Source organism: Halomonas sp. ANAO-440, assembly GCF_019915905.1.
GTDB classification, from domain to species: Bacteria; Pseudomonadota; Gammaproteobacteria; order Pseudomonadales; family Halomonadaceae; genus Halomonas; species Halomonas chromatireducens.
In genome coordinates, this window is sequence record NZ_JAHXBV010000017.1 from 81838 (window position 1) to 103537 (window position 21700).

Annotated in this window: 21 protein-coding genes; 3 read left to right on the top strand and 18 right to left on the bottom strand. The window is 63.4% G+C overall.

Translation table 11 applies throughout. The annotated features are described in order from the left end of the window. Nucleotides 1-19: 19 nt before the first annotated feature. The 10 genes from pdxJ to rpoE form a co-directional block, all read right to left on the bottom strand. On the bottom strand, nucleotides 20-820 hold the full coding sequence (gene pdxJ / locus KZO25_RS13065) for a pyridoxine 5'-phosphate synthase (protein WP_223137294.1): 801 nt from the start codon (nucleotides 818-820) through the stop codon (nucleotides 20-22). A gap of 30 nt (nucleotides 821-850) precedes the next feature. Further along, complete coding sequence (recO, locus tag KZO25_RS13070; protein WP_223137295.1) at nucleotides 851-1552, bottom strand: DNA repair protein RecO; 702 nt, start codon at nucleotides 1550-1552, stop codon at nucleotides 851-853. Nucleotides 1553-1605: 53 nt separating this feature from the next. Continuing rightward, nucleotides 1606-2505: a GTPase Era gene (era, locus tag KZO25_RS13075; RefSeq protein ID WP_066448536.1), complete on the bottom strand. Its 900-nt coding sequence runs from the start codon at nucleotides 2503-2505 to the stop codon at nucleotides 1606-1608. After that, on the bottom strand, nucleotides 2502-3194 hold the full coding sequence (rnc, locus tag KZO25_RS13080; RefSeq protein WP_066448540.1) for a ribonuclease III: 693 nt from the start codon (nucleotides 3192-3194) through the stop codon (nucleotides 2502-2504). Before rnc ends, era begins: the two co-directional genes overlap by 4 nt. A 75-nt stretch (nucleotides 3195-3269) precedes the next feature. Continuing rightward, complete coding sequence (gene lepB / locus KZO25_RS13085; protein WP_066448545.1) at nucleotides 3270-4073, bottom strand: signal peptidase I; 804 nt, start codon at nucleotides 4071-4073, stop codon at nucleotides 3270-3272. Between the two features lie 14 nt (nucleotides 4074-4087). After that, nucleotides 4088-5905, bottom strand: a complete 1818-nt coding sequence (lepA, locus tag KZO25_RS13090; RefSeq protein ID WP_066448547.1) for a translation elongation factor 4 — start codon at nucleotides 5903-5905, stop codon at nucleotides 4088-4090. A 210-nt stretch (nucleotides 5906-6115) separates the two neighbouring features. Further along, nucleotides 6116-7555 carry a DegQ family serine endoprotease gene (locus tag KZO25_RS13095; protein WP_223137296.1) on the bottom strand — a complete coding sequence of 480 codons (1440 nt, stop codon included), beginning with the start codon at nucleotides 7553-7555 and terminating at the stop codon, nucleotides 6116-6118. A gap of 70 nt (nucleotides 7556-7625) precedes the next feature. Then, on the bottom strand, nucleotides 7626-8630 hold the full coding sequence (locus KZO25_RS13100; protein WP_262489001.1) for a MucB/RseB C-terminal domain-containing protein: 1005 nt from the start codon (nucleotides 8628-8630) through the stop codon (nucleotides 7626-7628). Next, nucleotides 8627-9304 (bottom strand): sigma-E factor negative regulatory protein, encoded by a 678-nt coding sequence (locus KZO25_RS13105; RefSeq protein WP_223137297.1) that lies wholly within the window; start codon nucleotides 9302-9304, stop codon nucleotides 8627-8629. Before KZO25_RS13105 ends, KZO25_RS13100 begins: the two co-directional genes overlap by 4 nt. Before the next feature lie 210 nt (nucleotides 9305-9514). Next, nucleotides 9515-10120, bottom strand: coding sequence for an RNA polymerase sigma factor RpoE (gene rpoE / locus KZO25_RS13110; RefSeq protein WP_066448558.1), 606 nt, complete (start codon nucleotides 10118-10120; stop codon nucleotides 9515-9517). Between the two features lie 299 nt (nucleotides 10121-10419). Here rpoE and KZO25_RS13115 point away from each other — a divergent pair, with 299 nt between their 5' ends. After that, entirely contained in the window at nucleotides 10420-11496 is a 1077-nt protein-coding gene (locus tag KZO25_RS13115) for a 3-deoxy-7-phosphoheptulonate synthase (protein WP_066448560.1), read from the top strand. Between the two features lie 104 nt (nucleotides 11497-11600). Here KZO25_RS13115 and dinG read toward each other — a convergent pair whose 3' ends face one another. Next, nucleotides 11601-13748: an ATP-dependent DNA helicase DinG gene (gene dinG, locus KZO25_RS13120; protein ID WP_223137298.1), complete on the bottom strand. Its 2148-nt coding sequence runs from the start codon at nucleotides 13746-13748 to the stop codon at nucleotides 11601-11603. A gap of 219 nt (nucleotides 13749-13967) precedes the next feature. Next, entirely contained in the window at nucleotides 13968-15242 is a 1275-nt protein-coding gene (gene rhlB / locus KZO25_RS13125) for an ATP-dependent RNA helicase RhlB (protein WP_223137299.1), read from the bottom strand. 218 nt (nucleotides 15243-15460) lie between these two features. Here rhlB and KZO25_RS13130 point away from each other — a divergent pair, with 218 nt between their 5' ends. Next, entirely contained in the window at nucleotides 15461-15697 is a 237-nt protein-coding gene (locus KZO25_RS13130) for a hypothetical protein (protein ID WP_223137300.1), read from the top strand. Continuing rightward, a complete protein-coding gene (xthA, locus tag KZO25_RS13135) occupies nucleotides 15697-16527 on the top strand; it encodes an exodeoxyribonuclease III (RefSeq protein ID WP_223137301.1) in 831 nt (276 codons plus the stop codon). The genes KZO25_RS13130 and xthA overlap by 1 nt, the downstream gene beginning before the upstream one ends. A gap of 47 nt (nucleotides 16528-16574) precedes the next feature. Here the strand turns inward: xthA and KZO25_RS13140 are convergent, their stop codons facing one another. The 6 genes from KZO25_RS13140 to KZO25_RS13165 all read right to left on the bottom strand — a co-directional run bounded on the left by KZO25_RS13140 (nucleotide 16575) and on the right by KZO25_RS13165 (nucleotide 21445). Next, entirely contained in the window at nucleotides 16575-17411 is an 837-nt protein-coding gene (locus tag KZO25_RS13140; protein ID WP_223137302.1) for an energy transducer TonB, read from the bottom strand. Next, entirely contained in the window at nucleotides 17408-17815 is a 408-nt protein-coding gene (locus KZO25_RS13145; protein WP_223137303.1) for an ExbD/TolR family protein, read from the bottom strand. Before KZO25_RS13145 ends, KZO25_RS13140 begins: the two co-directional genes overlap by 4 nt. Beyond that, a complete protein-coding gene (locus KZO25_RS13150) occupies nucleotides 17808-18341 on the bottom strand; it encodes a MotA/TolQ/ExbB proton channel family protein (protein ID WP_223137304.1) in 534 nt (177 codons plus the stop codon). Before KZO25_RS13150 ends, KZO25_RS13145 begins: the two co-directional genes overlap by 8 nt. Further along, the gene (locus KZO25_RS13155; protein ID WP_223137305.1) at nucleotides 18325-19698 is read right to left on the bottom strand and encodes a MotA/TolQ/ExbB proton channel family protein; all 1374 of its coding nucleotides are present in this window, start codon (nucleotides 19696-19698) and stop codon (nucleotides 18325-18327) included. The genes KZO25_RS13150 and KZO25_RS13155 overlap by 17 nt, the downstream gene beginning before the upstream one ends. Continuing rightward, nucleotides 19695-20468, bottom strand: a complete 774-nt coding sequence (locus tag KZO25_RS13160; protein WP_316935703.1) for a DUF3450 domain-containing protein — start codon at nucleotides 20466-20468, stop codon at nucleotides 19695-19697. Before KZO25_RS13160 ends, KZO25_RS13155 begins: the two co-directional genes overlap by 4 nt. Nucleotides 20469-20833: 365 nt before the next feature. Further along, nucleotides 20834-21445: a superoxide dismutase gene (locus KZO25_RS13165; protein WP_223137306.1), complete on the bottom strand. Its 612-nt coding sequence runs from the start codon at nucleotides 21443-21445 to the stop codon at nucleotides 20834-20836. Nucleotides 21446-21700 lie beyond the last annotated feature (255 nt).

Genomic DNA, 21700 nt, shown 5'->3' on the forward strand with positions numbered 1-21700 from the left:
CGAGGTTACGCCCGGATGATCAGCCGGTTTCATCGCCCTCCCCATGATCGTGGTGATCGTGCTCTTCCAGCGAAGCGAGGAAACCCGCCTCCTGGCCGGCGATGATCAGGCGCTTCATGTCGGCCACGGCTTCCTTCAGACCCACGAAGAGGGCTCGCGCAATAACGGCATGGCCGATATTGAGCTCATGCAGGCCGGGAATCGCGGCAATGGGCTCGACATTGTGGTAGTTCAGCCCGTGACCGGCATTGACCGTAAGCCCAAGCTCCAGGGCCATTTCCACCGCCGCCGCCAGCCGGGCATGTTCACGGCGAGCCGCGTCACCGGCCAGCTCGGCATAGGCCCCCGTATGCAGTTCGATGACCGGCGCCCCCGCCTTCACCGCGGCCTCGATCTGGCTGGGCTCGGGATCGATGAACAGCGAGACCTCGCAACCTGCCGCCGCCAGCCGTCGGCAGGCCGTGGAGATAGCCGGAAGCGCGCCGACCACGTCGAGTCCACCCTCCGTGGTCAGCTCTTCGCGCTTCTCCGGCACCAGACACACATGGGCGGGTCGGATCTCTTCGGCCAGGGCGAGCATCTCCTCGGTGACCGCCATCTCCAGATTCATGCGCGTGTTAAGGACCTCGGCCAGCAGGCGCACATCGCGAGGCTGAATATGCCGCCGATCCTCGCGCAGATGCACGGTGATGCCGTCGGCACCGGCTTCCTCGGCCAGCAGCGCCGCCTGAACCGGATCGGGATAGCGGGTGCCCCGTGCCTGACGCAGGGTAGCGATATGATCGATATTGACGCCGAGCAGGATCCGCGGGGGATGCATGGTCTCTCTCCTAAGCCGATAAAAACGGGATCAGTGTGGGCCGGCACGGCGCCGCTGGGCAAGCTGGCGCATCAACTCGCGTGAGCGCAGTGGCCGAGTTCCCAGCAGGGGCGCCAGTGCCGCCCGGGTAATCGCCTTGGCGGGACCGGCAAGGCCGGGCTTGGTCCAGTCGCCGCCGGCAAGCAGCCGAAGGGTACGACCATCGATTCCGGGTTCGCCGGGGACAAAGGCACGCGTTGTGAGATCGAAACGGTAGTGACAGTGAGGATCGAGTTCGCGCCCATCAGGTTCGGTGAAACGCGGCGCCGCATCCAGAGCGTCTAGCAGCGCCATCTCCAGCCGGCGCAGCGACCCGGCACGCCCCTCGGGTCGAGGCAGAGCCTCAAGCAGCGAACCATAGAAAGCAAATACCTCGCCTACCGGAAGTTCCACCGGTAGGGTCCGAGTCAGCAGCTCGTTGGCATAGAGCCCGCAGAGCAAGCCCTCGCCTACCAATAGCGCTGCGGAGCCACGGCTTTCCATCAATCTCAGCCGCTTGAGTTCGCCCTCTCCCACCCAGGTCACGTGCAGCGCGGCGAAGGGTTGAAGTCGTCCACGCGAACGCGACCCCGGGCGCTGCACCCCCTGGGCCACCGCCCGCACGCGTCCGTGCTCCAGGGTCAGCAGTTCGACCAGGGCGCTGGTTTCGCGATAAGGACGCTTGTGAAGCAGGAAGGCCGGCTGCGGCTGCATGTCAATCACCCGGCGGCTACACCGGCCTCATCGTGCATAACCATGGATCGTCATCAGTCGAGGTTGTAGCCAAGGCTCTTCAAGGCTCGCTCATCATCGGACCAGCCCCGCTTCACCTTGACCCAGAGATTGAGCATTACCTTGGCATCCAGGGCACGCTCCATGTCCAGGCGCGCCTCGCGACCGATGCTCTTGATACGCTCACCGTTCTCGCCGATCAGGATCTTCTTCTGGCCCGAGCGCTCCACCAGGATCAGGGCGCTGATATGCACCACGCGCCCTTCGTCGCGAAACTCCTCGATCTCCACCGTGACCTGGTAGGGCAGCTCGTCGCCCAGCTGGCGCATGATCTTTTCCCGCACCAGTTCGGCAGCCAGGAAGCGCTGGCTCTTGTTGGTAACCTGGTCCTCAGGGAAGTGGTGAACACCTTCGGAAAGGTGCTTGGCCACCTCGGCCTCGAGCTCCGGCACGTTGGTGCCGTGCTTGGCCGAGATGGGAATGATAGCGGCGAAGTCGCGCCGCGCCCCCACCTCGCCCAGCCATGGCAGCAGCGTGCTCTTGTCCTCGAGCCGGTCGACCTTGTTGACGGCCAGGATGACCGGTGCCTGAACGTGCTCGAGCCGCTGAAGCACGACCTGATCCTCGTCGCTCCAGCGGGTGCGGTCGATGATGAAGACCACACAGTCCACGTCACGCAGGGCCTGGGTCGCCGCCTGGTTCATGAAGCGATTGATCGCCTTGTTGCGATCCTTCGCCATGATGTGGATGCCGGGAGTATCGACGTAGATAAACTGCGCCTCACCTTCGGTCTTGATGCCCATGACCTGGTGGCGTGTGGTCTGTGGACGCCGCGAAGTGATCGAGATCTTCTGGCCGAGAATTCGGTTCATCAAGGTGGACTTGCCCACATTGGGGCGCCCCACGATGGCGACAAACCCGCACGTTTGGCTCATTTACCACGCCCTCCCAGGGTCTCGATCTGAGACAACGCCATCTCCGCCGCCTGCTGTTCAGCATGACGCCGGCTGGCTCCAATTCCCAGGGTGTGTTCGTTTAGCAGTTCGATGTGACACTCCACGGTAAAAGTCTGGTCATGCGCCTCCCCTTCCACCGATACCACTTCATAGCGAGGCAAGGGTACCTGGCGCGACTGCAGAAACTCCTGGAGCCGTGTCTTGGGGTCCTTCTGGGTGTCCTGCAGGTCGATGGCCTCCAGGCGTTCGGCGTACCAGGCCAGCACCCGGGTCCGTGCCACATCCATTCCGGCATCCAGGTAGATGGCGCCAAGCACGGCCTCGACGGCATCGGCGAGGATGGAGTCACGGCGATGACCGCCGCTCTTCATTTCACCGGAGCCGAGTCGCAGGCACTCGCCGAAGGACATCTCCCGGGCCAGTTCAGCCAGCGTCTGACCACGTACCAGCCTGGCACGCAGCCGTGATAGCTGGCCTTCCCGCGCTTGGGGAAAACGCTGGTAGAGCGCTTCTGCGATCACGAAATTGACGATGGAGTCACCGAGAAACTCGAGTCGTTCGTTATTCTGGCCGCCGAAGCTGCGATGGGTCATGGCCAGCTCCAACAGGGCGTCATCCCTGAAGGTGTGACCGATGCGTCGGCTGAAGGCGTTGAGGGAGTTGCTCACGAAGCTCCTGCTATCTACGAAAAAACGGACTGCCTAGCGGCAAGAATAAGAACCGTCGCCGAGAGACCCCGAAGGTCAATGAATACGACGAACGCTGGAGAAACTGGGCAGACCACCATCCCACTGCATCCAGACAGCAAAGGCACGCCCGACGATGTTCTCTTCGGGTACGAAACCCCAGTAACGGCTGTCGTTGGAGTGGTCGCGGTTGTCACCCATGGTGAAGTAGTGCCCGTCCGGCACCACCAGTTCACGCACGCGCGGCCCCGGATCACGAGGATTATTGTAGATCCGGTGGCTGATTTCGCCCAATTGCTCCTCCAGCAGCCACTCTTGCGGTGCTTCGGCCGGCCCCTCTTCGATCAGGCGCTTGGGTACCGGCTCGCCGTTGACGTAGAGCTGCTTGTCCTCATAGCGCACGGTATCGCCCGGCAGCCCCACCACACGCTTGATGAAGTTCACCGAAGGCTCGTTGGGGAAGCGAAAGACCATGACGTCACCGCGCTGGGGGTCGTTCATTTCGACGAAGCGGGTATGGGTCACCGGCAGGCGCAGGCCATAGGCGTACTTGTTCACCAGGATGAAGTCACCGACCTCCAGGGTGGGGCGCATGGAGCCGGATGGAATCTGGAAGGGTTCCACCAGGAAGCTGCGCAGCAGCAACACCACCAGAAGGACCGGGAAGAAGGAGCGCGCGTAATCGACCGGCCAGGGCTCCTTGAGCACCTTGGCCCGCGTCTCTTCATCAAGCCCTTCGGTCGTTTCAGCTTCGGCAGTGGCCAGGCTCCGCCGTCGGGCCGGGCGCAGCAAGATCAGATCGAGCAGCCATATCAGACCAGTGACTGCCACAGCAATCACCAGCAGAAGTGAGAAATCCATAGTATCGTCGGTCCCTAGTCATTCACCTTGAGTACGGCCAGGAAAGCATCCTGGGGAATTTCCACCCGACCGACCTGTTTCATGCGTTTCTTGCCCGCCTTCTGCTTTTCCAGCAGCTTCTTCTTGCGGGAGACATCGCCACCATAGCACTTGGCCGTCACATTCTTGCGCAGAGCCTTGACGGTGGAGCGAGCCACGACCTGGCCACCGATGGCGGCCTGAATCGCCACGTCGAACATCTGGCGGGGAATCAGCTCCTTCATCTTTTCCACCAGCAGGCGCCCGCGGCCATGGGCATGATCGCGGTGGATGATGACCGCCAGCGCATCGACCTTGTCGCCATTGATCAGTACGTCCAGGCGCACCAGCTTGGCCGCCTGGAAGCGTTCGAAACCGTAATCCAGCGAGGCATAGCCCTTGGAGATGGATTTTAATCGATCGAAGAAGTCCATCACCACTTCGCTCATGGGCAGCTCATAGACCAGCTGGATCTGACTGCCCAGGAACTGCATGTCGCGCTGGGTGCCGCGGCGGTTCTCGCACTCCATGATCACGTTGCCGACGAACTCCTGGGGCACCAGGATACTGGCACGAACAATGGGCTCGCGCATCTCCTCGACATCGGCCATGTCCGGCAGCTTGGAGGGGTTGGAAACGTACTTGACGTCGCCATTCTTCATCGCCAGCTCGTAGACCACGGTGGGCGCCGTGGTGAGCAGGTCCAGGTTGTATTCGCGCTCCAGGCGCTCCTGGACAATCTCCATGTGCAGAGTGCCGAGGAAGCCGACACGGAAACCGAAGCCCAGGGCATCGGAGTTCTCGGGCTCGTACTCCAGCGAGGCATCGTTGAGCGCGAGCTTCTCCAGCGCGTCGCGGAAGTCCTCGTAGTCGTCGGCGCCGACCGGGAACATGCCGGCATAGACCTGTGGCTTGACCTTCTGGAAGCCCGGAAGGCGCTCCACGTCAGGCGTCTTGGCATGGGTGATGGTATCCCCCACCGGCGCACCCTGAATCTCCTTGATCCCGGCCACCACGAAGCCGACCTCACCGGCACGCAGGATGCCGGTCTCCTTGCGCAACGGGGTGAAGATCCCCACCTCGTTGGCCTGCCAGTCACGACCGGTGGACTTGATGCGGATCTTCTGGCCCTTCTTGAGGGTGCCGTCGAAGACACGAACCAGCGAGACGACACCCAGGTAGTTGTCGAACCAGGAATCGATGATCAGCGCCTGGAGCGGTGCTTCCCGATCGCCCTTGGGCGGCGGAATATCGCGTACCAGGCGCTCGAGCAGCCCGTCGATGCCCAGCCCGCTCTTGGCCGAGACCTGGCAGGCATCGGTGGCATCGAGGCCAATGATCTCCTCGATCTCATGGGCCACCTTGTCGGGGTCGGCCTGGGGAAGGTCCATCTTGTTGAGCACCGGCAACACTTCGAGGCCCTGCTCGATGGCGGTATAGCAGTTGGCAACCGACTGGGCCTCGACGCCCTGGGCCGCATCCACCACCAGCAGCGCTCCCTCGCAGGCGTAGAGTGAGCGTGAGACCTCGTAGGAAAAATCCACGTGCCCAGGGGTGTCGATAAAGTTGAGCTGGTAGGTATGACCGTCATCGGCCTGGTAATCCAGCGTTACCGACTGGGCCTTGATGGTGATCCCCCGCTCACGCTCGAGATCCATCGAGTCGAGCACCTGCTCCTTTAGCTCGCGCTCGGAGAGCCCGCCGCAGCTCTGGATAAGGCGATCTGCCAGGGTCGATTTGCCATGGTCGATATGGGCAATGATCGAGAAATTCCGAATGTACTTCAGCTTTTCGTTGCTTGCGTCGTTGCTCATCTAGCCCAGTCCGGTTTTCGTCACGTGCGCGGAGGTGGCCGGTTCGCCCGCGACCCGCTCACGTCAAATGAATGCAATGGCGAGTATTGTACCGGCATGGCGGGGGGTTGGACAGCGCAGCCGTGGGCTACTGCCCGGAATGAAGGCGCCCCTCACCGGGAGATGAGGGGCGCTTCGAGGGGAACGGCGAAAACGAAATCGCGTCGCGAGTCAGTTCTGGCCCAGTCTCAGGGCGACGAACAGAGAGCGCCCTTCGCGATAGAGTCGCACCGGAACCGCCCGGTCCGTCGGTAGCTCCTCGACCAGTTCCAGCAGCTGCGAGCCGCTCTCCACAGTGTGATGATCGATACTGACGATGACATCCCCACGGCGAATACCGGCCAGGGCAGCCGCTCCCTGAGGCTCGACCTCACGCACCATCACGCCGGCCTCGACACCAAGCCGCTCACGCTCGGCCTCATCGAGTTCACTAACCGCGATCCCCAGGCGCGCCTGGGCACTCCGCTCATCACGGGCCTCGGCACGTGGTTCGTCGGTGTCCGGCCAATCGCCAATGGTCACGGTGACCTGCTCACGCTGGCCATCGCGCATGATGGTCAGCTCCGCATCGCTGCCTGGCGAGACGCGACCGATCAGACGCGGCAGATTGCGCGAACGTTCCACTTCCTCGCCGTCCACCTCGAGAATGATGTCACCGGCGCGAACGCCCCCTTCGGCCGCCGGCCCTTCCGGGTCCAGATCGGCGATCAGCGCGCCGCTGGCAGTGTCCATGCCGAACGATTCGGCCAGGTCCCGCGAGACCGGCTGGATCATCACGCCGAGCCAACCACGACGCACACGCCCGTCATCACGCAACTGGTTGGCCACATCCATGGCCACGTTAATGGGTATCGCAAAGGAGAGGCCCATGAAGCCACCGCTCCGGGTGAATATCTGGGCATTGATACCAATGACTTCGCCATCAAGGTTGAACAATGGACCGCCCGAGTTGCCCGGATTGATGGCAACATCGGTCTGGATGAAGGGTACATAGGCATCCCGCGGCAAGGTGCGGTTTATGGCGCTGATGATGCCGGCTGTCACCGAGTAGTCGAAGCCGAAGGGCGAACCGATAGCGGCCACCCATTCGCCGACCCTGAGCGTATCGGAATCGCCGGTCGGCAGAGTCGGCAGGTCCTCGGCATCCACCTTGAGCACGGCGACATCGGTCTGCGGGTCGGCGCCGATCAGTTCGGCCTCCATTTCGCGGCGATCGTTGAGTCGTACCAGTATCTCATCGGCCCCCTCGACCACATGGGCATTGGTCAGAATGTAACCATCAGCGCTGATGATGAAACCCGAGCCCAGCGACTGACGCTCCTGGCCCTGACCGGGCCCCGGACCGCCAGGACCACCCGGGCCACCCGGGCCACCCGGAAAACGATCACCGAAGAAGTGACGGAAGATATCGGGTATGTCCTGCCCACCGAACCCCTCGAACGCCTGGCCACGCTCCAAAGTACGCGTGGTGGATATATTGACTACCCCCGGGGCGGCCTGCTCGACCAGGTCGGCGAAATCGGGAAGGTCACGAGCCTGGGCCGCCTGCCAAGGGAGCAACAGAGCCAATAGAAGCGCCCACAGCGGAAGGGATCGAGTTATTGGTTTCATTAAAAAACTCCTGCGTCGTTGTGTACGGTTCACCTGCCGGCAGTCACACCAGGTTCCACCTGCTGACCTCTCATTCGCCATCATCGGACGCCGCCTCCCAGGCCAGACTATCCGCGACCTGAGCAAGCACGCGGGGCGGCAGCTCTCCCATCACCACGACCTGCATGGGCTTGTCATCTACACTCACATGGCGCACCACGGCAAGCGAGATACCCAGCCGATGAAGACCGGGAATGAGACGTTCCCGCCCCTCCTCGATAGGCTCGACGAACAGGCTCAACGTAGAAAGTCCGTCGCTGTAGATGCGGTGCCCCACTTCCGTGCCATGACGGTCGCTGCGAGTATCGACCGGCTGGTCGACAAACCCTTCCGGCAGCCATTCGGGATACCAGGGCTGCTGAGGGGGGACGCGAAGATCATCGAGAAAGACGCCACCCTCATGGAGCTGAGGCGACTGGAGTTCGGTAATCTGGAAGGTTTCGACCACACGGCCACGGTCATCGAGTAGCTCGCGCTTCAAGGGGAGTGCTGTGGATGCATCGAGCCAGACTCGCTGGCCGAAACGCAGCCCGTCGAGTGGTTCGATGTCCAGGCGCACGGCCGAACGATTGGCGATGCGTTCGCCGCTTCCCAGGCCAAGTCGATAAAACTGGTCGAGATGCCTGGCAACCCCGGCCGGTGAGGCGGGTGCTTCTTCCTGGCCATCGGCCCAGCCCAGCCGGCCGATGCGCCCACGGCGCTCTAAGAAAACTTGGGGTCCGTCGAGAAAGCGTGCCACTTCGCGCTCTACGCCATCCTGGATATCGTGGGAAAGCGCCAGTGTCCTGACGCCGTCGATGCCGATACGCACTGCCCGCGCCTGGAAGATGTAGCAATGATTGGCCCAAAGGCTGCGCTCGAACCAGTCGATCGGCGACTCCGGCGCATCCCAGTCAGATAGCTGGCGACAGTCGAATTGCTCGTTTGCTGACTCGGTGTCGCGTGGCGTGTCGGCGGCCAGGGGCAGCGAAACGAGCAAGCCACCAATGCCGCTGAGTACTGCCAGGCGACACAGGGTACGCCCGGCCTTCATCATTGCTGCCCCAGCGCCTCGCTACCGGAAGCGCGCAATAGCGGCATCCAGACATCACCGCTGCGATAGGCAGCACCCTCTGAATGTCGATCAAGGTAGGACTGCAGCAACCTCGCCTGCTCCTGATCAGAGCTCGCGGGCTGGCGGGATTGCGGGGACAGGAAAAGCGGACTGTCGAAACTGGCTCCCACAGGCATGATGCCCGCCTGGCCACCTGAGGCTGCCGGCGAAAAGAGGGGTGCCCCCTGGCTGGCCAGGCTTCGCTGCGGCTGCTCCGTAGTAGCGGTACGAGATTCGTTCCCGGCGACCGGCGCATCGCCGGTGCTGGCAAAGTCACTGCCGCTGTAGAACTGCACCCCGGTGATCACCATTAGCGACACGGCAGCCGCAATACCGGCACCGCGAGCCAGGGAGGGAGCACGACGCGGGGCCGAGGGCACCGTTTCCAGAGCCGGTGCCGGCTCCTCCTCAAGGCGGGACATGATGCCGGCCGAAAGGTCCATGCTGACATCGATGTCATGATCCCGACGCATCAGGCTACGCATCAAGTGATAGCGTCGCCAGGCATCAGCCGCATCGGGGTCGTCCTCCAGGGACTTCAGCACCCGACGCAGCTCGAGATCATCACCTTCGTTGTCCATAAGGACAGAAAGCGATTCCCGTGCGTTCTGACTCATTCTCACACCCCCACACTGTCAAGGCACCCTGCCTTGCATCCAATGAAATCCGGTATTTCCTATCACAGCTGCTGTCACACAATACCGGAAATACCGACCCGCTCACGTACCCGTGAAAGCGTTGTAACGTAACAATCACTGCTTCTGACGCCGCCAGCGCCATACAGTTCAGCGCCAATGCAAAATCCTTCGAATTTTCTCACTCAGCTGCTACTCCGTTACCGACTCCCGGGTTCGAGCCGTCGTCACGAAGGGCTGAATATGCTGGTCCACTGCCTCACGGGCACGAAAGATGCGCGAACGCACCGTCCCTACCGGACACTGCATGATATGGGCAATGTCTTCGTAAGAGAGCCCGTCCAGCTCGCGCAGGGTAATCGCCGTGCGCAGGTCGTCGGGTAGGTTCTCGATGGCTTCGAATACCGCTGACTCGAGCTGGTCCCGCGCCAGCGAGGCCTCCGGCGTCTCGATATCGGCAAGCCGCCCGCTATGATCGAGGATCTCGGCATCGACGATATCCAGGTCACTGCCAGGCGGACGCCGCCCCTTTGATACCAGGTGATTCTTGGCAGTATTGATGGCAATCCGATACATCCAGGTATAAAAGGCGCTCTCGGCGCGAAACTTGCCCAACGCCCGGTACGCCTTGATGAAGGCCTCCTGTGCCACATCCTGTACTTCACTGTGATCCTGTACATAGCGCCCGATCAGCCCGATGATCTTGTGCTGATACTTCCTGACCAGCAGGTCGAACGCACGAGTGTCGCCCTGCTGGGCACGTTCCACGAGCTGTTGGTCGGTCTCTCGGCTGCCCATTCACGCCCCCCCCGACCGGGAGAGTGCCTGATAACTGGCGGATAAACGAAACATCGTGCTGGATTCTACATGCATGGTGTAAACCTGGTGCCTGTTGGCAGCTGAGTGTTCCTGGAGCATTGCCCCATCTAGACGGCAAGTGTTCCTGTTTATTGGCCGCGCTTCAAGCCGGCCGCCATGCGCCGGCAATCAGACAGGCGACCCGGTTCAGGGTTCCGGCCACAATTGATATTTTATCGCTCCGCGGGTGTATAGTAGATCATCCCCCCGCCTTCAACGCATTCGATACAGGTAGCGAAATGTCAGATCAGCAGGTCAGCAACCTCAACGTTCTTTCCCAGGACGTTCTGATCACCCCCGAAGCGCTCAAGAACGAAATACCGCTTGGTGAAATCGCCGAAAAGACGGTCATCGAGGGGCGTCGGACCATTCAGAATATCCTTGATGGCAGCGACCCCAGGCTACTGGTGGTAATCGGTCCCTGCTCCATCCATGACATTGATGCAGCCCTTGATTACGCACGTCGCCTGCGTCGCCTGGCCGACGAGGTGAAGGACAGCCTCTATGTGGTGATGAGGGTCTACTTCGAAAAGCCCCGAACCACTGTCGGCTGGAAGGGCTTGATCAACGACCCGCACCTCAATGGCTCATTCGAGATCGAGGAAGGGTTGCACATCGCCCGTCGGCTGCTCGTCGAACTCTCCGAGATCGGGCTGCCCCTGGCCACCGAGGCCCTCGACCCGATTTCGCCCCAATACCTGCAGGACTGTATCAGCTGGTCGGCAATCGGCGCACGCACCACCGAATCCCAGACCCACCGGGAGATGTCCTCCGGGCTTTCCAGTCCCGTCGGGTTCAAGAACGGTACCGACGGCAGCCTTGACGTTGCCGTCAACGCCCTGCAGTCGGTGGCGCACCCGCATAATTTCCTCGGCATCAACCAGAGCGGCCAGGTTTCAATCATCCGCACCCGTGGCAACGCCTATGCCCATGTGGTGCTGCGCGGCGGCAACGGAAAGCCCAACTACGACAGCGTCAGCGTCGCGCTGGCCGAGCAGGAGCTGCGCAAGGCCGGCATCAAGCCCAACATCATGATCGACTGCTCCCACGCCAACTCCAACAAGGACCCGGCGCTGCAGCCCCTGGTCATGGAGAACGTCACCAACCAGATCCTCGAGGGCAACCGTTCGATCATGGGCCTGATGGTGGAGTCCCATATCGGCTGGGGCAGCCAGAAGATTCTCGACGATCACAGCCAGATGCAGTACGGCGTCTCGGTGACCGACGCCTGCATCGACTGGGACACCACCGAGGAGGCCATGACCCGCATGGCCACCAAACTGTTGCCGGTCCTTGGATCCCGTGGCGACACCTGACCCCAGTCGTGACGCACCAATGCCAGCAGGCCCGCCTCCCACGGCGGGCCTGCTGCATGAGAGACCTCACTTGCCCTCTGTCGTCTTCTGTCTTATCTGCCCTGTCAAACCCCTTCCGTTACACCATCGATCTCACGCACGAAAGGCGGTAGCGCATCGAGCAGTGCCCGTCCGTAGCGACGCGTCAGCACCCGGCGGTCGAGCAGCGTGATGCGCCCCCGGTCGGCCTCCTTGCGAATCAGTCGGCCACAGGCCTGTACCAGCTTGATCGATGCATCGGGAACGCTGATGCGCATGAACGGATTGCCGCCCTGGCTCTCGATCCACTCCGCCAGGGTCGCGCCGACGGGGTCGTCGGGCACGGCGAACGGCAGCCGGGTGATCACCACGTGGGTCAGGTAGTCACCGGGCAGGTCGATCCCTTCGGCAAAGCTCGCCAGACCGAAGATGATGCTGCCCTTACCGTCGTCCACCCGGGCCCGGTGCCTCTCGATCAATTCACGCTTGGGCAGCCGGTCCTGGGCCAGCACCCGTTCACGCTGCGCAGACGGCAAGGCCTTCTCGACGGCGCGCAGCTGCGCCCGCGACGAGAACAGCATCAACACCGCTTCGTCAGCGCCAAGGCCACCGATAAAGTCGATGATGGCCCGCTCGTGCCCCTCACGGTCGGCAGGGTCCACCGCCTCCCGAGGCACGCTGAGCACCGCTCGGGAATAGTCGAACGGGCTCGGCAATCGCTGGTAGCGATAGCGGTTGGCCAGGCCAGCGCGCTCCTGGAGTCGCTCGAAACGGCCCAATGCGGTGAGGGTCGCCGAGGTCACCACGGCGCCGTAGCAGCTCCCCCACAGCGTTCTGGCCAGGGTAGGAGCGGCGGAGACGGGGCTCGCCGAGAAAGTGAGTTCGGGGTCTCCGCCGAAGCGCTCCAGGGTCATCCAACGGGCCTGTGGCGGTTCGCCGCCGGTATCGACTTCGGCATAGGCCTGCCATAGCCCATGGGCCTCCAGCGCACGGCCGTGCAACAGTGCCATCAGCGGGAGCCAGGCTTCCGCCTGCTCCCGAGCGAGCCCCGTGTGCTTGTCCGGGTCGAGGCTCTCGCGCAGGATATCGCTCAAGGTCTCCAGGGTCCGTGCCAGCTCGGCGAAGGCAGTCAACAAGGTGCCGGCATGTTCCCGCAACCCATCCGGCACCCGTCCCATTTCGAAGCGGTGCTGAAGAGCCTCCTCGCCATCAGCCAACCCATGTGGGCGGCCGGCAAGCTGGTGCCCCAGGGAGAATGCCTCCCCGAGGCGAGGCTCCAGCGCCGCAATGGCTTCGGGGAGCGTGCCCAGCAGCCTGGCCACGGTGGGCTGGATGGCCAGCGCCTGGTTGAGCTCGGTGAGAGACTTCTTCAGGCTACCGAGCCAGCGCAGCGAACCGCTCACACCGACCCGGTGGGCGAAGTGATTGAGCGCCTTGTCCGGCAGGTGATGGCCTTCGTCGAAGACATAGATGCAGTCGCCGGGTGGCGGCAGCACGACACCGCCACCCAGGGACAGGTCGGCCAGCACCAGGTCGTGATTGGCCACGACCACATCGGCAGTCTCAAGGTCGCGGCGCGCGCGGAAGAAGGCGCAGGCGGCGAAGTGACCGCAGCGCCGGTTGGTACACTGCCGGTGATCGATGGTCAGGCGCCGCCAGTCGGTGTCATCGATCGATTCGGACCAGCTCTCGCGGTCGCCCTCCCAGTTGCCGCTGCCGTAGGCATCGGCCATCTCGCGAACCAGGGCCTGGAAATTGTCGCCGGACTCCTGAACCAGGCTCTGCTCGAACATCGACAGGGTGGGGTTGCCTGTCACGCCGTCCAGCTCCTGCTCGAGGCGCGCCACGCACAGATAGCGACCGCGCCCCTTGGCCAGGGCGTAGTGGAAGTCCAGGCCGCTGTGGGCCTTGAGGGCGGGCAGGTCCTGATGCAGCACCTGCTCCTGCAGGGCCACCGTGGCGGTGGCGATGACCAGTCGCTTGCCGCGAGCCTTGGCCACCGGTAAAGCTGCCAGCAGGTAGGCCAGGGTCTTGCCAGTGCCGGTGCCGGCCTCGAGCACGCAGACATGCTCATCGGAGATGCGCTTGCCCGAGTCGTCGGCCACGATGCCGCTCAGCGTACGAGCGATCTCGGCAATCATCAGCCGCTGGCCGTAGCGTGGGGTTAGCCCCTGGGCCTCCAGCACGCGTCGATAGGCGGCCTGTATCTCGCCCTTGAGGGCCTCGTCCAGCATGGCCTCACTCTCTAGAGAACTTTAAGGGGAATGGCTTGAGCCCATCGGCCCTTCAGCGACTGCCTGGGAAACGCCAAGCGGTGGCGGCGGCTTCGGCGCCGTCGACAGGTTTACGAGGAGGCGCTGTGAACCCTTCCCTGGGCGCTACTTTTGCCATCCCTGGCAAAAGACCTCCTCTTCAACCTGTCCCCGGCTCCCTCGCGGCGAGGGTAGCAGGCGTTACAGCAGCCCCTCGGGCGGATGCACGCAGGGCAATTTGCCGTTGATGTAGCGCTCGATCTCGGGCAGCGAGAAGGCATCCTCTTCGCCGACGAAACTGATAGACACCCCGTTGGCGCCAGCGCGGCCGGTACGGCCGATGCGATGCACATAGTCTTCCGGGTCTTCCGGCAGGGTGTAGTTGATCACGTGACTGACATCCTCGATATGGATCCCGCGGCCCGCCACATCGGTGGCCACCAGCACCTGGATCTCCCCTTCGCGGAAGCTCTCCAGCGTCTTGATGCGCTGATTCTGGGGCACGTCACCGGAGAGCATCGCCGCATTGATGCCCGCCTTCCTGAGCAGTTCGTCGAGCTTGCGCACCAGATCACGACGATTGCCGAACACCATCACCCGGTCGAAGCTCTCCTGACGCAACAGGTTGACCAGCAGGCGCTGCTTGTCATCGTCGCTGACCATGTAGACCCGCTGATCGATGTTGGCGGCGTTCTCCACCGTGACCTCGATCTCGACGTGTGCGGGCTCATGGGTCCATTGGCTGGCCAGATTGAGGATGTCCTGGGAGAACGTCGCCGAGAACAGGAAGGTCTGGCGCTCCTCTTTCTTCGGCGTATGCCGGATGATTCGCTTGACGTCGGGAATGAAGCCCATCGACAGCATGCGGTCCGCCTCGTCGAGCACCAGCACCTCGACCTGAGTCAGGTCGACGTCGCGCTTCTCGTGGAAGTCCAGCAGCCGGCCGGGGGTCGCCACCAGGATGTCGACCTTGCGCCCCAGGGCATCACGCTGCTTCTGGTAGTCCATCCCGCCGACAACACTGGCCACGTTGAGCGACGTGAAGCGTGCCAGGGCCTTGGCGTCCTTCTCGATCTGCAGCGCCAGCTCGCGGGTCGGCGCCACGATCAGGGCACGCGGCGCACCAACCTTCTGGGCGTTCGGCTCTTCCTCCTCGAGGAAGTAGGCCATGATCGAGATCAGGAAGGCAGCGGTCTTGCCGGTGCCTGTCTGAGCCTTGCCCACGATGTCACCACCCAACAGGGTCTGGCTGAGCGCTTCTGCCTGGATCGGGGTGCAGTATTCAAATCCCAGGGCATGAATGGCTCGCATCAGCGGTAGCGGCAGATCGAAGTCGTGAAAGCGCCACTTGCCCGCCTCGACAGGCACCTGGAACTGGCGAAGATCCCAGTTCGACTGGCGGCGGCGCGGCTTGCGACGACGACGTTTGGGCTTGCGGTTCTCGGCCGGTGCTGTGGTCTGTTCCGACTCGCTCATAGGCTCTGTGTCTTGTCCGTTGCAATGGGTGATGGAAACGCTGCACGAATGCCAGCGCAAGCGAATCGCTCAACTCACTCGTCGATTCGTTCAGCGTTTCCTGAACTTCGTACAGCCGCATATTGTACCAGCCTATCGCGATGAGGGCGCGCCTGGTGCAATGGACTGATAGAATAACGGTCTATGCCACCCTTCGACACCCAATGGAGTCCGGCCCGATGACACGCCGCAAGAAGACCCGCTCGCTGGCCGACAAGGTGACAATCCGCACCGGCAAGCGCAAGGATTTCAAGCAGTGGCGCCATGAGAATCCCGATCAGGTGACCTCGTCGCGCCGCTTCACCCAGAAGAAGCGCCAGCAACGCAAGCTGCAGGCGGCACGCAAGCAGGCCCGCCAGGAAACGGGGCAGTCCATTGCCATCCACCCGGAAAACCGCGGGGAGGCGCCGGAGTAATGCGCCTGGTATCCTTCAACATCAATGGATTGCGCGCCAGGTTACACCAGCTCGAGGCGCTGATCGAGTCTCATGCCCCGGCCGTGATCGGCCTGCAGGAAACCAAGGTCCACGACGACGAGTTTCCCCGCGAGGCAGTCGAGGCCATGGGCTACCGCGTCTACTTTCATGGCCAGAAGGGACACTACGGCGTGGCCCTTATGTGCCACAGGGAGCAGTGCCCCGGCGAACCCGAAGCCGTTTACTACGGCTTTGACGATGATGACGAGCAGGCCCAGCGGCGCATGATCGGGGTGAAGCTTCGCACCGCCGATGGCGAGACGCTGACGGTATGGAACGGCTACTTTCCCCAGGGAGAGAATGTCGACCACCCCACCAAGTTTCCCATCAAGCGGCAGTTCTATGCACGCCTGGCCCGATTGCTGAAGGAGGCCCATCGACCCGACGAGCGGCTCGTGGTCATGGGCGACTTCAACATCTCCCCCGCCGATATCGATATCGGCATTGGCGAGCCCAACCGCAAGCGCTGGCTGCGGGAAGGCAAGACCAGCTTCCAGCCGGTAGAGCGGGAGTGGCTCGACGGCATCAAGGCATGGGGGCTGACCGACAGCTACCGCCTGCACTACCCGGAAGTGGACGACCGCTTCAGCTGGTTCGACTACCGCTCACGCGGCTTTGAACGTGAGCCGAAGCGCGGCCTGCGCATCGACCATATCCTGGTCACCCCATCGTTGGCCGAGCGCGTGCGCGATGCTGGCATCGACTACGACCTGCGCGGCATAGAGCGACCCTCGGATCACGCACCGGTCTGGACCGAACTCGACCTCTGAAACCCACACAGGCGATCAGAGGATTCATGGCACGGAGTGTCATGACATCACCTCAGTTGGAACTCGAGGCGCTGGCGAGCTCGGCGCACGCCGCTGGCCGGTTCGAACTGCCAGCGCCCCACGGCCTGCTCGGCGGCCGAATCGAAGACATTGCGCGGCTGCGACTCGATCACGCGAATGGAAGCGCGATCGATGCTGCCGTCGGGGCGAATCAGAAACTCTAATTCCACGTGCCCCTCGAGACCGCGGCGCTGGGCACGAGAAGGATACTCAGGCGGCACGCGACTGGTGGGCGCGATCTGGCCAACATCCACCGGCCCCTGTTCGGCGGGTGCGGCCTGTTCGGGCGTCGGTCCCGGGGTGGGCGCTGCGCTCGGCTGCGGCGGTGACGGGCTCGACTCGGCCCTCGGCGACGGCTCCGGTACCGGTTCAGCGATCGACTCAGGCTGAGGCGGCGACTCCGGGGCTGGCTCGGGGGGCGGCTCCGGGGCTGGCTCGGGAGGCGGCTCCGCGGCTCGCTCAGGAGACGGCTCGGGCTGTATCTCGGCAAGCTCCGGCAGGCTACTGTCGACCTCGAGCGGCTCCATCGGCTCGGGCGGCAGTTCCGGTTCGGGCATAGCAATTGCACTCTCCCGCGGCGGCAGTGATTCCGGCTGGGGCGGTGGGCTGACTTCGACCTGTGGAGGCGGCGGCTCGACACTGGGCTCCACCGGTTCCACCGGTTCCTCCTGCACCGTATCGGGCGCCTCGACCATGTTCATGGTCATGGCTGCGTCAAGTACCTCGAACTCCTCCTCCGGCGGCGTAACGAGCAGCGCCAGCAGCCAGAAGAGCAGCAGCGCCAGGGCCACCCCGCCCAGCAAGGAAAAGGATATCCGGATCATGACCGACTCCGGCTGGCGGCCACCGCCATCTGCTCCACGCCGGCCTCACGGATGCGGTCCATCACCTCGATCAGCAGACCGGTGGTCGACTCGCGATCGGCCTGAATCACCACCGAGCCATCGTCGCTGACCAACCCGGCAACCTCGCTGCCGACGCGGTGCAGGTCCACCGCGCGGCCATCGACCCACACCGCCCCTTCAGGGGTGATCGCGACCATCACCTGGGCGTCGTGCCGGGGCGTGGCGGCACTGGACTCGGGGCGCTCGATCTCCACCCCGCTCTCCTTGATGAAGCTGGTGGTGACAATGAAGAAAATCAGCATGATGAAGACGACATCCAGCATCGGCGTCAGGTTGACCTCGCTGGCTTCGCCATCGTCGGCGCCAAGGCGGCGTCTACGCATCGGTATCCTCCACGGCGCGGGCCAGGCGGTCATGCAACCGCTGATCCTCGCGACGAATGATCTGCTCAAGGCGGCTGGTGAACATCAAGCCCACCACCGCCACCGCCATGCCGGCCAGGGTCGGCAGGGTGGCCCGCGCCACGCCGTCGGCCATGGCCCGGGCCTGGCTGGTATCGGTCATCGCCAGGCTGTCGAAAACGGCAATCATGCCGGTCACGGTACCCAGCAGCCCCAGCAAGGGGCACAGCGCCACCAGCAGCTTGAGCCACGGCAGCGTGCGCCGCAGCCGCCCGATCAGCTCCCGTGCCCAGACGTCACGCAGGGTCAGAGCACTCCAGCTAAGGTGATCCCGGCGCGCCGTCCAGCGCGAGATCAGAGCCCGCCGCGCCCGGCGATAGGTGATACGGAAATACCACACCCGCTCCAACGCCAGGCTGAACAGCAGCATAGCCACCATGGCGATGACGACCAGGACCGAGCCGCCCGCCTCAACCAGCCTCTCCAGCGGCTCAAGCCAAAGCGGCATCGCGACGCGCGCTCCCGGAGACGCCATCGGGCCCATGCGGGCGGTGCTCGAGCTGCTCGGCCAGGGCGGCACTCGCCTGCCCTTCCACCAGCCCGGCCAGGTGTCGGCTGCGTCCGGCAAGCGCCGTATGAGCGAACAGCAGCGGCACGGCGGTGATCAATCCCAATACCGTGGTTACCAGCGCCTGACTGATGCCTCCCGCCATCAGCTGCGGATCGCCGGTCCCGAACACGGTGATTGCCTGGAAGGTCACGATCATCCCGGTCACGGTGCCCAGCAGGCCCAGCAGCGGCGCCACCGCCGCCAGCAGCTTGACCAATGGCTGTCCGCGTTCCAGCTTCGGCAGCTCGGCCAGCACCGCCTCGTCGAGCCGCGCTTCCAGCGCCTCCGGAACGGGCTCATCCTGCAGCTTGCGGAAACGCTGCAGCACGCGCCCAAGCGGATTGTCGCCACGCAGGGCGGTCAAGTCGCGCAGCTGGCGGCGCATGGCCAGGCTCACCTTCAGCAGGTAGGCATATTGCAGCAGCGCCACCAGCAGGCCAATGGCACCCAGCCCCACCACGACGTAGCCCACCGCGCCTCCCTGATGGAAGCGCTCAACCAGGCTCGGTCGCTGGGCCAACGCCGCCATCACCTGGCCGCGTGTCGGATCCAGCGCCAGCGAGCGCGATTCACCGGCATGGAAGTCCGCCAGGCTGGCAGCCACTTCCCGCGGCGTGCGCTCGACTACCGACAACACACCATCGTCGGCGCCACGGCGCAGCAGATGTCCGTCGGTGAAGGCGGCAAAATCGCCCAGCCGGATGACCTGCCGCGGGGTGATCTCGCCGCTGGCCGCCGCCACCGGCGACTCGAAGCGCACCACGCGAGCCGTATCAACCGTCAATGCCACCAGGCTCTCGGCAAAGGCCTCGAGATGTTCGAGTTCGAGCACCTCGGCATCTTCCAGCCGCGGGGGGAGACCGGCACCTCCCAGCGTCAGCCAGCTTTCTGCCAGGTCGTCACGCAGTTCGCCGCTGTGCCGGACGAGCGAGGCCAGTATCGCCTCGAGATCGTCGCCCTGCTCCTCCTGCCGGGCCTCGAGTTCGTCCTGCCGCTCGCTCAATGCCTGCGCCTCGGCCTGCAGTTCGGCGTTGCGGGTTTCGGCCAGTTCATGGGCGGCGCGAGCCTCCTCGAGGGCGGCTTCCAGGGCGCCGCGATCCTCGAGGAGCTCGGCCAGCCGTGCCCGGTCACGAGCCTCGGCGGCCTCGCGCTCGGCACGTAGAGAACTCAACGACTCGGTCTGGGCCTGGAGGCCAGGAGAAACACTCATCAACACCGCCAGCAGCAGCCCGACCGTGAAACGTGACAGACTCATGCGTCCTCCTCCCCGGTCCGCTCCAGCAGCTGCGATATCGGCAGCATGAGGAGTTCGGGAGCCCGGCGATCACGCGCCATGCGCAGGCCATTGCGGACTTCGCGTCGCTGTGCCTCGTCGAGTGCTGCCCAACTGCCCGCATCGACCTGCCACACCCCACCGGCGCGACCGTCCGGGCTGAGATAGTAGAAACCCAGGCGCCCCAGGCGCAGGTAGTCAACCTCGCGGCGGGACTCTCCTTCACCGAGATAGCCGCGCCAGGCATCGATTTCGCGCCCGTATTCCAGCTCGGTGCGCCAAGCCTCGACCACCCGCTCCCAGCGCTCGGCGGTGGAACGCTCGCTGGCATTGGAGCGCAGGCTGGAGACCCGAGCCTGACGCTCCTCGCGCAGGAAGGGCATGTCGTTGTCGACCCATTGATCGAGCCGCTCGACGAGACGCTCTTGCAGTACCGGCAAGACCTCCCGGGTTTCCTCCAACGTATCCAGCGCCCTCTCGCGGCGGTCGAGAGTCTCGGCCTGGCGCACGAGCCGCGGGGCGAGCTCGGCATTCTCGCGCACCAGGCGAAGCTCGGCGCGCTCCAGCTCACGCAGCTCCTCGAGCATGGCCCTCGCCTCATCATCGGCGTCGTCGATGTGCGACTGCAGCTCGGCCTGGCTGCGCTGGGCCTCTCCAGCCTCACTGTGCAGCGTCGGGCCGGCAAAAGCCGGCACGGCCAGACCCAGCCAGACAAATGCCCACCAGAGGCATGGTTGGCGAAACGTGCTCACGTGCGGACTCCCAAAAATGACGACCGAAACAAGCATACCGCCAAGGCGGCAACAGCGCATGACAATGCCACAAATGATAAGCATTATCAATAACACTCGGCGAAGGTACGCTGCCGGAGACTATACCGAACGAACATCAATCAATAGGCGTTTGACCCAGTGACCGCCTGCGACCGGAATGATAATTGCATCTCACAAGGATCAGCTATCTGGCAATAGCAACCGGGGCACGGCCAGCTTCACGACCTAGACCGGACAGCGCCTGCGCCATCGGCCAGGTTGGTAGAATCGTGCGGGGATAGGCACAACGCAATCGCCGCAGCCAGAGGCTGCGGCGATTGTCTGTAAGCGCGCCTGTGCGCTGGTCAGGAGGTGGCTTGCTGGTAGCGGCGCTCCACGTCCTCCCAGTTGACCACGTTGAAGAATGCCTCGACATAATCCGGACGCTTGTTCTGGTACTTCAGGTAGTAGGCGTGCTCCCATACGTCCAGACCCAACACCGGCGTGTTGCCATGCATGTGCGGGCTGTCCTGGTTCAGGGTGTTCTCGACCACCAGCTTCTTCTCCGGGGTCACGCTTAGCCAGGCCCAGCCGCTGCCGAAGCGCCCAAGGGCCGCCTTGGTGAAGGCCTCCTTGAAGGCATCGAAACCGCCAAGTTCGCTGTCGATGGCCTGGGCCACCTTGCCCTGGGGCTGACCGCCCCCGCTGGGCGACATCATCTGCCAAAACTTGGAATGATTGGAGTGGCCACCACCGTTGTTGATGACCTCCTGGCGCTTCGCTTCAGGTACGCGGTCGATGCTAACCATCAGCTCATCCACTGGCATGTCTTCCAGCCCAGTGCCTTCCAGTGCCGCGTTGAGCTTGTCCACATAGGTCTTGTGGTGACGCGAGTGGTGTATTTCCATGGTCATCGCATCAATGTAGGGTTCCAGCGCATCATAGGCGTAGGGAAGTTCAGGTAGTGTATGCGGCATGGTAACTCCTCCTTGAATGAAGCATAACGGGGATCAACCCCCTCTTGGTACTTCCATCCAGCATGGCAAACCCTGGCGCCTAACGCTAATAGCTATTGTTACTGTTTTGTATAGCCACGCTTCATGAAACCAGCGGTAAGGACTTGCAACGACAGAAGCCGACCCTCGCCTGAGGATCGGCTTCATAAAATGCACGACAACAGTGCCCTTACAGCTTGCTCTCGAGCTCCGGCAGGATCTCGAACAGGTCGCCAA